A 15,112-nucleotide genomic window follows, 5' to 3' on the forward strand; every position below is an offset into this window, starting at 1 on the left:
GACACTCAATGAACCAGGGAAGTTTGTGCACTGAGGGGCAAGGCCACCCAGGCTTCGAAAGCGTCGGCACTCAAGGGCCGGCTGATCAGGTAGCCCTGGGCCGTGTCGCATTGCCAGCGCTCTAGCAGGCGCAGGCTGTGGGCGTATTCGACGCCCTCGGCGACCACTTTCAGGCCCAGGTTGTGGCTCATCTCGATGGTCGAACGCACGATCACCGCGTCTTCGCTGGTTTCATCGAGGTTGCGCACAAAGGATTGGTCGATCTTCAGCTCTTGCACCGGCAGGCGCTTGAGGTGCGCCAGGGACGAGTAACCGGTGCCGAAGTCATCCACCGACAGGCTGATGCCGCAGTCGCGCAGCAGGTGCAAGACCTTGAGGGCTTTTTCCGGTTCGCGCATCACCGCGCTCTCGGTGATTTCGAACAACAGTTGCTCGGCGGGCAAGCCGTAGCGACGCAACAACGCCGACACACGATGGGCCAGTTCATCACCGAGCAAGTCATCCGCCGAGATATTCAGGGACAGCTGCAGGTACAGGCCGCGACGGTTCCATTCGCACAGTTGGCGAATGCCCTCCTCGATCACCCATTGAGTCAGCAACTGGATACTGCCGGTGCGTTCGGCCAGCGGGATAAATTCGGCCGGAGAGACCAGCCCGAACTGCGGGTGCTGCCAGCGCAGAAGGGCCTCGGCCTGGCGCACGTGGCCTTGGCGGATATCCAGCTTGGGCTGGTAATGCAGCAACAGTTGGCCATGGCCGGGCGCGTGGCGCAGGTCACGGATCAGGGTGATCTGGCGGCGGTGCGCCAGGTCGCGGCCGTGCTCGTAGACCTGCAGGCGACCGGGCATTTGCGCCGCGTCTTTCATCGCAATCGCCGCGCGCTCCAGCAAGGTATGCGGGCTTTCGCCATCAGCCGGGTAAGCCGCAATGCCCAAGCGGCAATCCAGCGCCAGGTGATGGCCGCCGATGCGGTGCGCACGCAACAGCAACTGTTGAAGTTTGTCGCCCATCGCCACCGCTTCATCGCTGCCGGCACCTTCGAGCAACAACAGGAATTCGTCGGCAATCAGATGCGCCAGGGTATCGCCGGGGCGCAATGCGCCTTGCAGCCTGCGGCTGACTTCGAGCAACAATTGGTCGACCGCCTCCGGCCCGACAGCTTCGCTGGCGGCCCGCAGATTGTCGATGCCCAAGTAGATCAGGGCCACTGGCCGATGCAGCGCCATCGCGCTGCCCAGTCGTTCCATGGCCAGTGCGCGATTAGGCAAGCCGGTGAGGCGATCATGCAGCGCGTTGTGGGCCAGTTGGTGCTCCCGCTCGGCAATCCCGCTTTGCATCGAGTTGACGGCAGTCGCCAGCAGGCCCAATTCGTCGCTGCGCTCAAGGGCCACCGGGGTGTGGTAATCGCCCTGGCCAATGCGTTCCGCCGCCGCAGCCAACGCCTTCACCGGCCGCGATACACCACGGGCCAGCAACAACGCACCGATCAACGAGGCCAGCAGCGCGATCAGCGCAATGCCGAGGATCTTCTCATCCAGTGGCACAAAGGCTTGCATTGCCGCGTCCAGCGGGCTTTGCAGTAGGGCCAGCACCTGGCCGTCGGGGTCACTGGCAAGCACCAGCGACTGGCTGAGAAAGCTGTGCTGCAAATGCTCGGTCATCGACACGCCATGGCGGGTTGAATCGCCCAACATCAGGCCCACGATACTGTCGCGCAGCACCGGGGGCTGGGTACTGACCAAGTCGCCGGGTTGCTGGTGATCCACGGTCAGGAACGACACTTGCAGGTTGCTCAACGAACGCAATTCATCGGCGAAGGCGTTGTCCATGCTGAAGCCCATCACCACCCGCGCAATCGGTAATGGCGCCAGCACCGAAGCCTCCACCAGCAGGTGCGGCTTGCCTTGCAGCGGCACCATCAGCATGGCCTGGCGGTTGCGCCGGGCGTCACGCAGGGCCTGGTCGTAACGAAAAATCGTGCCCTCCCCAACTTCGTCCAGGGTGCTGGCGAGGACTTTGCCGTCCATGCCCAGCAGAATCATGTCACTGGCATTGATGCGCTTGCCATGGTTGAGCAGCACCGAGCGCATGGTCGCCGAATCACCACTGGCTACTGCGTCGCGAAACCCGAAGTCTGCGGCGAGCAATTGCACGCCATCGGCCAGGCGTCGCCCACGCACTTCCAGCAGCCGCTCAAACACCCGCGTGCCAACCTCCAATTGAGTCATGGCCTGCCCGTGTACCGCCGAGCGGGTTGCCGCCTTGACGCTGAAGTACACCGCGCCAATCACCACCAGCAACAGCAGGATCAAAACGCTGGCGACTCGCGCCTGAAAGCTACTGCGCAGTTTCACGGGCAGCTCGACTGAAGGCATCACCGAAGGCGGTCGGCGCCGGTGCGGTGGGGGTCTCGGCAGAGCGCGGTTCAAGGGCCAGTTGAAAATGCCGGGTGAGGCCGCCAGCGGGAATATTCAGGGTGCCACCGTCCAGCGGCTGCATACCGGCGAGCTGCGGATGCCACAGGGTGACCTGGTAATTACCCGCCGGCAGTTGCTCCAGGCGCAGGCGGCCCTGGGCATCGCTGACGCCAAAGCGTGGGTCTTGGGTGACGTAGACGTAGCCGAGCATCCAGTCGTGGATGTTGCAGCCGAGCACCACCACGCCAGGTTTATCGAACAGCAACGGATCGGCAGGCGTACCTTCGTAAAGGCGCAGCTCGAAGCGCTTGGCGGTGGAAAAGGAATACACCTGGTGGCGAATATTGTCGCTGTTGGGGAAGCGAATCTGCGTGCCGGTGTGCACCGCCAGCACGTGGGGCGCGAACTGTTGGCCGCGCTGGTCCATGTCTGCCTTGAGTGCACCGGCCGGCGCACTGGCCGGGCCTTGCAGGGTCACTACCGCGTCATTTACCGGAGTGCCATCGGCCTGCTGCAACTGCACCTCAAGCGTCGCCGCACAGGCCCAGCCAGGCATCGATAACAATAAAGCGACAAGGGAAAACTGCTGGAAAATCCTGGCCATTCGAGGTCCGCAAAAAAGGAAAAATAAAAAGCGGCCTGCCTTGGCACAGAAAGTCGGCAACAGACAATACGGCACAGATGATGCCGTAAATAAGGCTAATTGCCATCATTGAATCTACGAAAGCCCTGACCGCTGGTCGGCAAAAACCTATGCAATCGGTCAGGAGCTGTAGAGGTTATCGACCGACAGGGAAAAACCTGTAGCCGATAAAAAGCCTTTTAGACGGGTACGTGCTCGCGGCGCATCCACCTTTCGAAGGCCACGGCATTTAATGGCCGGCTGATCAGATAACCCTGGGCCGTGTCGCATTTCCAGAGCTTGAGCAGCTTGAGGCTCGGTTCGAACTCCACCCCTTCGGCCACCACCCTGAGCCCCAGGTTGTGGCTCATTTCAATGGTCGAGCGCACGATCACGCCGTCGCCGGAGGTGCTGTCGAGGTTGCGCACGAACGACTGGTCGATCTTCAGTTCCTGCACCGGCAGGCGTTGCAGTTGCGCCAGGGATGAGTAGCCTGTGCCAAAGTCGTCCACCGACAGGCTGATGCCACAGCCGCGCAATTGCTCCAGCACGCTGAGTGCCTGGGCCGGGTTGTGCATGATTGCGCTTTCGGTGATTTCGAAAATCAGTTGTCGGGCTGATACGCGGTAGCGCGCCAGCAGTTCAGTGACCCGCGATGCCAGGTTGTCATCCGCCAGGTCATCCACCGAGATGTTTACCGACAGTTGCACCTGTAACCCGCGCACCTCCCATTCGGCCAATTGCCGAATAGCCTCCTCGATCACCCACTGGGTCAGGCTGCCCATGCTACCGGTGCGCTCGGCCAAGGGAATGAACTCGGCAGGCGACACCAGGCCCAGGCTCGGGTGCTGCCAACGCAACAGCGCTTCGGCCTGGCGCACATGACCATGGTGCAGGTCGAGCTTGGGCTGATAACACAGGTACAACTCGCCCTCGGCCGCCGCACGGCGCAAGTCGCGAATCAGAGTGATCTGGCGTTGATGGGCGAGGTCGCGGTCTTGCTGGTAGATCTGTAAATAACCCGGCAGCGCCGCCGCATCGTGGCGGGCAATCGCGGCGCGGCTGATCAGCTCTTCAACCAGTTGGCCGTCGGCAGGGTAAGCGGCAATGCCAATGCTCACTTCATGGCGCAGGTCATCGCCGCCAATGCGCTGGGGCTCGGTCAACAGCCCATACAGGCGGTCGGCCAAGGCCACGACACGGTCGATCTCGGTGTTTTCCAGCAACAGCAAAAATTCGCTGCCGGTAATGCGTGCGGCCGTGTCGCTGGCCGACAGGCTCGACAGCAGGCAGCGGCTGGCGTCACGGAGCATTTCTTCCACACCTTCCGGGCCGTAGCCTTCGTTGATCACCCGGTAGTTTTCAATGCCCAGGTACACCAACACCACAGGCCGGCCGGCGCTGATAGCGCTGCCCAGGCGCTCCATGGCCAACGCCCGGTTGGGCAGGCCGGTGAGCGAGTCGTGCAGGGCGTTGTGGGCCAGTTGCCGTTCGCGCACGGCGATCCCGTTTTGCATGGCGTTGAAGGCCTGGGCCAGCAAGCCGAACTCATCGTGGCTGCGCACCCGCACCGGTGTGCGGTAGTCACCGGCCCCGATGCGGTCCGCCGCCTGTACCAGCGCGTTGAGTGGGCGCGAAACCCGCCGCGCCAGAAACAGCGCACCCGCCAGCGACACCAGCAGCACCACCAGGGCTATCGCGAGAAATTGCCGGTCCAGCGGCGCGAAGGATTCGAGGGCGTGATCCAGCGGGCTTTGCAGCAGCACCCGTACCTCACCGCCGTCTGCGGTGTTGCCCAGGGGCAGCACCTGGCTCAGATAACGCTGGCCGTGAAACCGGTTCAGTTGCGCCACCGGGTTGATGTAGGTGCGCTGCAAGTCACTGACGATCGATGCTTGAAACGCCAGCGGCTGAGTGCTGAACAGCTCGCCCGGCTGACCGTTGTGTGTACTGATGAACGACACTTCCAGGTTGCTCATGGAACGCAATTCGCTGGCAAAGATTTCGTCCATGGGAAACCCCATGACGACGTGGGCAATCGGTGCGGGGTCAACGACCTCCTGCTGCACCAGCAAAAAAGGCCGGCCATCCAGGGCCACGATCAACATCTGCAGGCCATTGCGCCGGGCCTGGCGCAACGCATCGTTATAGGGAAAAGCCTGCCCGGGCGTCAGCGCCTGCAATGTGCTGACCATCACCTGCCCATCGAGCCCCAGCACAAACACTTCACTGGAGGTAAGGCCGGTGCCATGCCGGCGCAGCGTGGCGAGAATCGCAGCAGGTTCGCCATCGGCTACGGCCTGGCGAAAGGGCAGGTCCGCCGTGAGCCAGTTCAAGCCGTATTGCAGGCGCCGGCCTCGCAGGTCGAGCAAGCGTTCGAAGACCTGGCTGCCGGTTTCCAGCTGCACCTGGGCCTGGTTTTCCACCGCGTGATTGGTCGCCGTCTTCACCGCGAAATACACTGCCGCTACCACCACCAGCAACAGTAACGCCAACACCCCGGCGATCCGGGTTTGAAACGTATGGCGCCACCTCATTTTGTTGCCCTCTGGCAGCGCCTGCTCCCTCCAGCCGAAACGTCCCTGCGTCATGCGCGTCCCTCGCGATAGCTGAACTGGCGTCAAATAAATGCCCTTTCCGTCAGGGCATTCGAATTATCCAGATTAGCTGCGCAAGAGAAGAAGTGCACCCAATAAATACGGGAACTTTAGTGTCATTAATTTGGCGACCACCTCATCAGGCCTAGATGCGCGCCCGCATGAAGTCACCCCAACGCCGCACCAGGTAGTTGTGCTCGTCCATCACCGAGTTCCACACCGCGATATGGCCCATGCGCTGCTGATAGGAACCGCCGTCGCGCACTTCTCCCACGTCGATCAACGGCAGGCCATCGCTGCCCAGCAGCTCCTCCCGCGCGGGCAGGCCGGCGTACCAGTAGTCCCATTCGGCGCCGCTCAAGTGATCACGGCTGCGGGCCGGGTTGCCGATGTAGTAACCCTGGCGCGCCATTACCGCGCCAGGCCAGCCGGACAGCCACCAGTTGAGGTAGGCGTAGGCCGCATCCAGCACTGGGCCCTTGGCATGACGCGACAATGACAACCCGCCGAACCAGGCGCGATAGCCTTCACTGGGCACGGCCAAGCGGTATTTGACCCCGGCCCGATGCAGGCGCATCAGGGTCGGAGACCACAAACTCTGGATGTCGATGCTCGGGCGGAGCATCAATTGCGCCGCTTCTTCGTCATCGGACCAGAACGCTGCAAAGTGCCCTTCCTTCTGCTTGCGCACCAAAATATCGGCGAGTACGTCGATTTCCTCGATGCTCATGTTGCCGATGTCCTTGAAGCTCGCGAGCCCCGCGCCCTGCACCGCCAGCGCGGCGTCGAGGGCTCCGATGGCGGCGTCACTTTGCAACGCGGTGCGCGCTCCCCAGGCCGGGTCCAGCAGCCAGCCCCAGCTCTCGTTGGCGCGGTTGAAACCTTCGGGCAACCGTTCAGGGCGGTAGGCAAAACTGTCGGCATTGTGGGTCAGCGGCAGCATGCTGATGCGTTCGGTGACGGTGCTGCCGAGGCTGCCGTCGTGCTGCACGAACAAGCGCTCGCTGGGCACACTGCCGCTGCCCAGGCGGTCGTTGGCAGACAAACGGCCGCGCTTGGGCAAGTCGTTGATCTCGTGCCACAGGGCAATACGCCGGGTGTCGATCGGCTGGATCGCCCGCGCCGGCCATACGAAGTCGACGTTGTGAAACCACTGGTCGTAGAGGTCGTAGCTGTCGGGCTGCATGACTGCGATGCGCTGGGCCTGCGCCACATCGTGCACCTGGTACACCAGGCGAATGCCCAAGTCTTGTTCAGCGCGCACACGCAAGGTTTCGAGCAAGGTTACCGACGTGCCGAGGACGCGAAGCGTGATCATGCGGCAAACCTTCTGGAGAACACTTCAAAGGAGCGACGCAGCAGCGCCGGGTCGAGGCCACGCAGGATAAACACCAGGCGTGACTGCCGATCGGTGCCCGGCCATGCGGGCAAGTGGACCGGCGCATGCAGGCAATGCTGCACGCCATGAATGACGATGGGGGCCAAGCTTGCGTTCACGTTGAGCAGTCCTTTGACGCGAAGAATACGTTCGCCGTGGCATCTTAACAGCATCGATAACCAGACCCCGAACCCCACCCAATCCAGCGGCTGGTCGAAGGTCAGGCAGCAGACTTGCGCGTCGCCGTGGTTGGCGGCGGTGGTTTGATGGAGTTTCCAGCGGCGGACTTCAGCGGCGGGTTCGGCACTGCGCAGGCCTTCGCCGAGCAGCAGTTGCTCACCGCTGTCGATGTCGCAGGTGTTGAGGATCGGCGTACCGGCGTTCAGTGCCTGCAAATGCGCGCGCAGTGGGCCGCCGTCTTCGATGAGGTCGGTCTTGCTCAACAGCAGGCGATCGGCGGCGGCCACTTGCGCCAGCCATTCCGGGTGCAGGCGCTCTTGCAAGGCGGCGTGGCTGGCGTCCACCAACGTGACCACCAGGCCAATATGAAAGCGCCCGCGCAGTTGCACGTCGTTGTTCAACGTGGCCAGGATCGGCGCCGGGTCGGCCAGGCCGGTGGTCTCCAGGATTACCCGTTTGAACGCCGGAATCTCGCCCCGCTCGCGGCGCTGCAACAGGCCGAGCAAGGCGTCTTTCAACTCGCCGCGAATCGAACAGCAGACGCAACCGCTGGGCAACAACACCGTGTCCGGCGCCACTTCTTCCACCAGCAGATGGTCGATGCCGACGTCGCCGAATTCATTGATCAGCAACGCCGTGTCTCCGAGGCTTTCGCCTTGCAGCAGGCGCTTGAGCAGGGTGGTCTTGCCGCTGCCGAGAAAACCGGTGATGACGTTCAGAGCGATGCTCATATTTCTACCTCAATGATGCCCCTGTAGGAGCCCGGCTTGCCGGCGATGGCGATATGAAGGGCGCCATCGCCGGCAAGCCGGGCTCCTACAGCTCCAGATGATCGAGCAGGCGCGGGTCCAACGGGTCCAGCGGTCGACCGAGCAGGGTCTCTGCCGCCCGCCACAACTCATCCAGGCCGCTGGCCAGTGCCTGTTTGCCGGTAGCGCCCAGCAGCAGATAGGACGCGCCCTGGAAGTCTTCGACCTTGAGCCGGAACACTGCCAGCACCTGATTGATCGCGGCAATGCGGCGCAAGCGTTCGCGCCGTCGCGGCAATTCATCGCCCAACGGGTCGCTCCAGTGCAGGTCTTCGCCCAGCAGGCCGCAGAGTCCGCACATGCTATTGCCCGCTCATGGCATGACATCGCCGGAATTCGGGCCGAGGGTCTGGCCGACGAACAGGTTGCCGCCCTCGCTGGCCAATAGCACGGCGGTGGGTGCCACTTCGTCCGCCAGGCCAAAACGGCCCAGGGGCAGCTCGGCGGCCTTGGCACGTTTCCAGGTGTCGCTGATGCCGCCTACCAATGGCGTCTCGATGGGCCCGGGCGCGATGGCATTCACCAACACGTTGTCCTTGGCCACTTCCAGGGCCAGGGATTTTGTGAAACCAATGACGCCGGCCTTTGCCGCGGCATAGTGCGTGAGCTCTGCACCACCCTTGATACCCAGTTGCGAAGCGACGTTGATAATCCGCCCCCAGCGCTGGGCGACCATGTGGGGCAAGGCGCGCTGGCTGGCGACGAAGACGCTGGTGAGGTCGACGCGCAGCATGTCGTTCCACATGTCCATGGTCAGATCGACGCAACGGGCCTGGGTCAGCATGCCGGCGTTGTTGACCAGGATGTCGATGCCGCCGTAGTGGGCGACGCAGGCATCGACGCTGGCCTGGGCGCCGTCGACAGTGCCGACGTCGGCTACGCACTCAAGGACTTCGGCGCCGAGGTTGCGGCAGGTGATCGCGGTTTCGGCCAGGGTTGCGGCGTTACGGTCGGCCAATAGCAGACGTGCGCCTTCGACGGCATAGGCGCGTGCGATGGCGGCGCCGATACCGCTGCCGGCGCCGGTGATCACAGCACGGCGGTTAGCAAGTTGGGGCATTGTTATTCCTCTACGGGTCGAGTGTTACCTGTGGGAGCTGGCTTGCCTGCGATGGCATCACCTCGGTGTATCTGAAGGACCGAGTTGCCTGCATCGCAGGCAAGCCAGCTCCCACATTTGAATTGCATCAGACTTGAATCCGCATCAATCCGGCCAGCGCACGGTCAAGCCACCATCAATTACAATGCTTTGCCCGGTCAGGTAACTCGACTCCTCACTGGTCAAGAACCGCACCAGGGACGCCACTTCATCCGCCCGCCCTACCCGGCCCAATGGAATCGCCCGCGCCGCTTTCGCCAGTCCTTCCGGGCCCAGGGAGTTTTTCGCATCCAGCGACTGCGGCGTCTCGATCAACCCCGGGATCACCGCATTGCAGCGAATCCCCAACGGCGCCAGTTCCACCGCCAGCGACCGACACAACCCCGGCACACCCGCCTTGGCAGCCGCATAGTGCGCGTGCTCCTGCCAGCCATATACGCCACCGGCAATCGACGAAATCGCCACCAACGCGCCGCCTTCGTGCATATGCCGGGTCGCCGCCCGGAAGGTGCGCATCACCCCGGTCAGGTCGACGTTGAGCATCTCGTTCCACAGCTCGTCGGTCATCTCCAGCAACGGTGCGCGCCTTAACAACCCCGCGTTGGCTACCGCGTAATCGAGGCGACCAAAGTGCTGGACCGCCTGCGCCGCCAGGTTATCCACCGACGCGGTATCGCCCACGTCCAGCGGCAACATCAGGCATTCACCGCCGGCTTCTTCCACCTGCAAAACAGTGTGATGCGGGTCATGAGGATCGGCCGGGTAATACCCGCCCACCACCGCCACGCCACTGCGGGCATACGCCACCGCGAGGGCCTGGCCGATGCCGCTGGCGGCACCGGTAATCAACGCAACTCTACGACTCATCAACTCACTCCTTACTGAACGGTTTCCGGACGCACATGACGCGCGGCAAACATCAACGCACCGGACAGGAAGCACGGCAGCGCGCCGAACCACAGCGCAGCGGTCTGCCAGTCACTGCCGGCCGACAACACTTGAGTGGCGCCGAACCCTGCGACCACGGCACCAATCGGCCCCATGGCATGGATGATCGCGCCACCGGTGGCACGGATGCTGGTGGGAAAACTTTCGCTGATGAAAAACAGCGCCGCCGAGTACGGCCCGATCAGGAAGAACAGGCCCAGGCTGTACAGACCGACCACCATCGCCATGTTGCTCGGGCCATAGAGCATCCCGGCAAACGCCAGCCCGCCGAGCATCCAGCCCAGGCCAATGACGTTGCGGCGGCCGATCTTGTCGCCCATCCAGCCGTGGCTGAGGTAGCCGCAGTAACCCACCAGGTTCGATAGCACGAGGATGATCAGCGAGTTCTCGAACGAGATGTGGTGCACGCTGACGATCACCGAAGTGCCCAGCACGCTGAACACCTGGATCGCCGCCCAGTTGAGCAACAGCGCCGCGCCAATCACCAATGTTGCACGGCGCGCCGGGCCACGGAACGCAGCCTTGAGGCCAGCCTTGCTGTGTTCGTCATAGTCCACGCCGTAGGTCACGGCGACGTTCTGCGCTTCTTTTACCGAGCCGCTTTTGCGCAGTTCGCTGATGCGCTGGTGAATCTGGAACTGCGGGCTTTCCTTGAGCTTGCGCGCCATGACCGCAATCACAATCGCCGGGATCGCTGCAAACACGAAGCAACCCTGCCAGCCAATCACCGGCAACAACAGCGCGGTCAACCCTGCCGCGATCAACGCACCCACCGGCCAACCGCCCTGCACCAGGCTGTAGATAAAGCCGCGACGCTTGGCCAGTTTTGGATCATCGGAGGCAGCGTACAACTCGCTCAGGTAGGTCGCGTTGACGGTTTCCTCGGCATAACCCAGGCCGCCCAGCGAACGGATCAGGATCAGCGACGACTTGCCCCACGCGCCGCCAATCGCGGTGAGTGCCGAGCAGATCGCCGAACCGGCCACGGTGAAAATAATCCCCTTGCGCCGGCCCAGCTTGTCCACGATCGGACCGATGGCCAGCGCGACCACGGCGGTGCCTACCGCCACCCATGTCGCAATCTCTGCCTGCTCCACTTCACCCCAGTTAAAGTGCCGGCCGATTTCCGGCAGCAAGGTGCCGAACAGGATGAAGTCATACACCGCAAACACCCAGGCGAAAAACGCGATCCAGGTGGCGAACCGCACTTCCTTGGGCGTCAGTTGCCGGGGTTTCCAGCCAGTCAGATCAAGCTTGTTGTAGATAGACATAAATCGCGCCTCGCAAGGTGGGCCAGGGGTTAGGTACGGGTGTCAGGTACGCGGTTGGCGGCGGATAAAGTCATCGGCGATTTCGTCGAAGGTGACGAAGCGCACGCCGGCATGGCTCTGGATGTGTTCGATCAACCGTTCAAGCATCAGCAGCACTTGCGGGCGGCCGGAAACGTCGGGGTGGATGGTCATGGTGAACACCGCGTGTTCATGCTCGCGGTAGACCCAGTCGAACTGGTCGCGCCACATTTCTTCCAGGTGACGCGGGTTGACGAAGCCGTGGCTGTTGGGGGCTTTCTTGATGAACATCATTGGCGGCAGGTCGTCGAGATACCAGTTGGCCGGGATCTCCACCAGGTCGGTTTCTTCGCCGCGCACCAGGGGTTTCATCCAGGTGTCGGGGTGCTGGCTGTAGTCGATCTTGGTCCAGGTGTCGCCCTTGCGCACGTAGTAGGGGTGGAAGTCGTTGTGCATCAGGCTGTGGTCGTACTTGATGCCTTTTTTCAGCAGCAGTTCGTTGGTCACCTTGCTGAATTCCCACCATGGCGCGACGTAGCCGGTGGGGCGCTTGCCGGTGACCTGGGTGATCAGCTCGATGGACTTGTCGAGGACGATTTCTTCCTGCTCGGCGGTCATGGCGATGGGGTTTTCGTGGCTGTAGCCGTGCACGCCGATTTCGTGGCCGGCGTCGGCCACTGCCTTCATTTGCTCGGGGAAGGTTTCCATCGAGTGGCCGGGGATAAACCAGGTGGTGCGCAGGCCATAGCGCTCGAACAATTTGAGCAGGCGCGGCGCGCCGATTTCACCGGCGAACAGGCCGCGGGAAATGTCGTCCGGGGAGTCTTCGCCGCCATAGGAACCGAGCCAGCCGGCGACCGCGTCGACGTCGACGCCAAATGCACAGAGGATGTCTTTAGCCATGATGTGTCTCCTTAAAAAGTGAGTGCTGTTTCGACTGACAGGGCAGCCCGAAGCAGGCGCGCGTCTTCGCCGCTGGGGGCGCTGAGTAGCAGGCCGGTGGGCAGGCCCAGGGCATCGCGGCCGCTGGGCAGGCTGACGCCGGGCATGTCCAGCAGGCTGCCGGGCATGGTCAGGCGCAGGGTGGCGAGGTTGGTGCTGACGAACAGTTGATCGTCGGCTTCCAACGGCGCCAGGGCCGGGGCCACGTGGGCCACGGTGGGGGTGATGAGGATCGCGCCGTCGAGCTCGTCAATCAGCTGCTGTTGCAGGCGGCGGCGGGCGTCGTATAACGCCAGCAGTTGGCTGGCCGGCAGTGTGCGGGCCGCTTCAAGGCGGCGGCGTACGCGGGGGTCGAGTTGCTCGGCGTCGGGGCTGTCGAGCAGGGCTTCGTGGAGGGCGAAGGCTTCGAAGGAGCCCAGCCAGCCTTGGTGCTGGATCAAGTCGAGGGTGGCCTGGAAGGTCTTCGAGGGGCGTACTTCGACCAACGCACCACCGGCTTTTAAGCGGTTCACGCATTGCTGCAGGTTGTCGCGCACGGCGGGTTCGACACGGGCATCTTCCAGCACACTTTGTTCGACCCAGAAGCGCTGCCCATTGAGGCTACGGGCCTGGCGTGGCTGGCGCTGGTCGCGCCCGTTCAGTAGGTCGTCGATGGCCAGCGCATCGCGCACGCTGCGGGTCAGCGGGCCCAGGCTGTCGAGGGTATGGGCCAGCGGAAAAACGCCGTCGCGGCTGTAGCGCCGGCAGCTGCTGCGATACCCCACCACCCCGTTCAGCGCAGCGGGAATACGGATCGAGCCGGCGGTGTCGGTGCCCATGGCGATCGGCACGATCCCGGCGGCCACCGCTACCGCAGAACCGGAAGAAGAACCACCCGGGATCCGCGGTTGATCAATGCTGCTCGGGTTGTGCGGCGTGCCGAAATGCGGGTTCAGGCCCAGGCCCGAATACGCCAACTCGCTGAGGTTGGTCTTGCCCACGCTGACCATCCCGGCGCGGCACAGCAGGCCCACACTCGGCGCGTCGAGCAAGGCGGCCGGCGCGTGGCTGCGATAGGCCGTGCCCGCCGTGGTAATGCTGCCGGCCACATCGAACAAATCTTTCCAGGCCAGGGGCACGCCATCAAACACGCTCAACGGCTGGCCGGCACGCCAACGGGCCGCAGAGGCTTGGGCCTCACGCCGGGCACGCTCGGCGCTCAGGGAGATGAATACCCCGGTGGCGCTGCTCGCGTGGGCGAGTGCCTGTTCGAGGGCGTACACCGGATCGCTGCGACCGCTGGCAAAATCCTCGGCCAGTGAAGTGGCGTCTGACATGGGAATAACCTTCTAAAAACGTACATATTAATAAAATGTACATTTTATAAAGGCAGCTTTCGTGCCAGTCTTGTGCACAGCCTCGTTGACGTATCCCACCCTTTGGAGCAGAGCCACGGGCTAGATGGGTTCGAGGCGAGAAAAGAAACAGGGGCAAGCGTTTCATGCTCGTCCGCAATGAAATAATGTATCTTTTATTAATAAATACATTTTGGTGCATAAAAGTAACAAACAGCCTCTCAAGGCCCCAAAAAAGTGCCACCGACGTGGCGCGGAGTGACAGGCACAACTATGAGAGAATCGGCGACCACCGATCCGTTTGCCCCAGAGAGCCCGATGAAAGCAGTGTCAGCCTCGGCTTCCCGTTACGCGATGATTCATCAGGTTTTGCGCGACGCCATCACCCACGGCACCGCCCGCCATGGCCTGGTGTTGCTGGAAGCGCCGCTGGCCGAACTGTTCGGTACCAGCCGGGTGCCGGTGCGCAAAGCCTTGAACCTGTTGCACGACGAAGGGTTGATTTGCCGCTTCGATGGCCGGGGTTACCTGATCAACCCCGATGGCCTGGAGATGGAACCGCTGCGCCTGCCCCTGAGCCACGCGCATCTGGGCCTCAACGGTGAAGATGAACTGGTAGACACCCGGCCACTGGGGGAGCGCATCGTCGAGGAAATCGGCGCAGCACTCTCTACCTGCATCGCCTTCGGGCATTACCGCCTGGATGAACAAGCCGCCGCCGAGCACTACAACGTCAGCCGTGCGGTGGTGCGTGAAGCATTGATGCGTCTGCGCGACCGTGGCCTGGTGGAAAAGGAACCCTATTCCCAATGGCTGGCCGGGCCGCTGACCGCGAGGGAAGTCACCGAAGACTACGAATTGCGCGCCTGCCTTGAGCCCGAAGCCCTGCGCCAGAGCGCGCCGAACCTCGACCGCGACCTGCTGCAAGCCATGTTGCAGCGCGTGCTCGATGCGCAACACAGCGCTCATTGCAGCCTGGAAGAAATCGAGCAGATCGAGGAAGACCTGCACCAGCACTGCCTCGCCGGCCTGCAAAACCGCAAGATTGCCGCGCTGATCCGCCAGGGACAGAGCCCGATGATCATCAGCCGGATTTTCTACCGCCTGCTGGGCATCGGCGCCGACCCGGCGATGCTGGCCGAGCACCGGCTGATCCTTGAGCTGTTGCTGCACGGCGCATTCGACGCCGCCGCGCTGAACCTGCGCGAGCACCTGCAACGGGCCCGGCAACGGATGTTGCAGCGTTTGAAGGTGTTGTCGGTGCTGCCCGAACAGCCGCTGCCCGCCTACCTGCACAAACTCAGCTGACGAAACGCAATCCAACCTGTGGGAGCGGGCTTGCTGTGGTGAGGGGGCTTGTCCCCCGTCGGGTTCACCACAGATGGATGGGGCTGCTTCGCAGCCCTACGCGGGGCAAGCCCGCTCGCCACAGCAAGCCCGCTCCCATATTGGTCCAGCTGCGTTTCGAAAATATTGTGCAATATGTTGCTATCTCAC

Annotated in this window: 12 protein-coding genes; 1 reads left to right on the forward strand and 11 read right to left on the reverse strand. The window is 62.9% G+C overall.

Features of this window, described 5'->3' with window-relative positions:
- Positions 1-5: 5 nt before the first annotated feature.
- From ACZRN6_RS14245 to ACZRN6_RS14295, 11 genes are all read right to left on the reverse strand, one after another.
- Positions 6-2,354: a putative bifunctional diguanylate cyclase/phosphodiesterase gene (locus ACZRN6_RS14245; RefSeq protein WP_464008239.1), complete on the reverse strand. Its 2,349-nt coding sequence runs from the start codon at positions 2,352-2,354 to the stop codon at positions 6-8.
- On the reverse strand, positions 2,338-3,021 hold the full coding sequence (locus ACZRN6_RS14250; RefSeq protein ID WP_416152059.1) for a methylamine utilization protein: 684 nt from the start codon (positions 3,019-3,021) through the stop codon (positions 2,338-2,340). Before ACZRN6_RS14250 ends, ACZRN6_RS14245 begins: the two co-directional genes overlap by 17 nt.
- A gap of 218 nt (positions 3,022-3,239) precedes the next feature.
- Positions 3,240-5,576 (reverse strand): putative bifunctional diguanylate cyclase/phosphodiesterase, encoded by a 2,337-nt coding sequence (locus tag ACZRN6_RS14255; RefSeq protein ID WP_322148616.1) that lies wholly within the window; start codon positions 5,574-5,576, stop codon positions 3,240-3,242.
- Positions 5,577-5,781: 205 nt separating this feature from the next.
- Positions 5,782-6,954, reverse strand: a complete 1,173-nt coding sequence (locus tag ACZRN6_RS14260; protein ID WP_322143340.1) for an ABC transporter substrate-binding protein — start codon at positions 6,952-6,954, stop codon at positions 5,782-5,784.
- A complete protein-coding gene (locus ACZRN6_RS14265) occupies positions 6,951-7,925 on the reverse strand; it encodes a CobW family GTP-binding protein (RefSeq protein ID WP_322143339.1) in 975 nt (324 codons plus the stop codon). Before ACZRN6_RS14265 ends, ACZRN6_RS14260 begins: the two co-directional genes overlap by 4 nt.
- An 85-nt stretch (positions 7,926-8,010) precedes the next feature.
- A complete protein-coding gene (locus tag ACZRN6_RS14270) occupies positions 8,011-8,304 on the reverse strand; it encodes a hypothetical protein (protein WP_322143338.1) in 294 nt (97 codons plus the stop codon).
- Between the two features lie 12 nt (positions 8,305-8,316).
- Complete coding sequence (locus ACZRN6_RS14275; RefSeq protein ID WP_464008240.1) at positions 8,317-9,063, reverse strand: SDR family NAD(P)-dependent oxidoreductase; 747 nt, start codon at positions 9,061-9,063, stop codon at positions 8,317-8,319.
- A gap of 144 nt (positions 9,064-9,207) precedes the next feature.
- Positions 9,208-9,969: an SDR family NAD(P)-dependent oxidoreductase gene (locus ACZRN6_RS14280; RefSeq protein ID WP_464008241.1), complete on the reverse strand. Its 762-nt coding sequence runs from the start codon at positions 9,967-9,969 to the stop codon at positions 9,208-9,210.
- Between the two features lie 11 nt (positions 9,970-9,980).
- Positions 9,981-11,321, reverse strand: a complete 1,341-nt coding sequence (locus tag ACZRN6_RS14285; RefSeq protein ID WP_322143335.1) for an MFS transporter — start codon at positions 11,319-11,321, stop codon at positions 9,981-9,983.
- Between the two features lie 42 nt (positions 11,322-11,363).
- Positions 11,364-12,242, reverse strand: coding sequence for a polysaccharide deacetylase family protein (locus tag ACZRN6_RS14290; protein ID WP_003210406.1), 879 nt, complete (start codon positions 12,240-12,242; stop codon positions 11,364-11,366).
- A gap of 11 nt (positions 12,243-12,253) precedes the next feature.
- A complete protein-coding gene (locus ACZRN6_RS14295; protein WP_464008242.1) occupies positions 12,254-13,597 on the reverse strand; it encodes an amidase in 1,344 nt (447 codons plus the stop codon).
- 336 nt (positions 13,598-13,933) lie between these two features.
- Between ACZRN6_RS14295 and ACZRN6_RS14300 the strand changes: the two genes are divergently transcribed.
- Positions 13,934-14,923, forward strand: coding sequence for a GntR family transcriptional regulator (locus ACZRN6_RS14300; RefSeq protein WP_322143333.1), 990 nt, complete (start codon positions 13,934-13,936; stop codon positions 14,921-14,923).
- The last annotated feature ends 189 nt before the right edge of the window (positions 14,924-15,112 follow it).

The organism is Pseudomonas sp. A125, assembly GCF_055409485.1.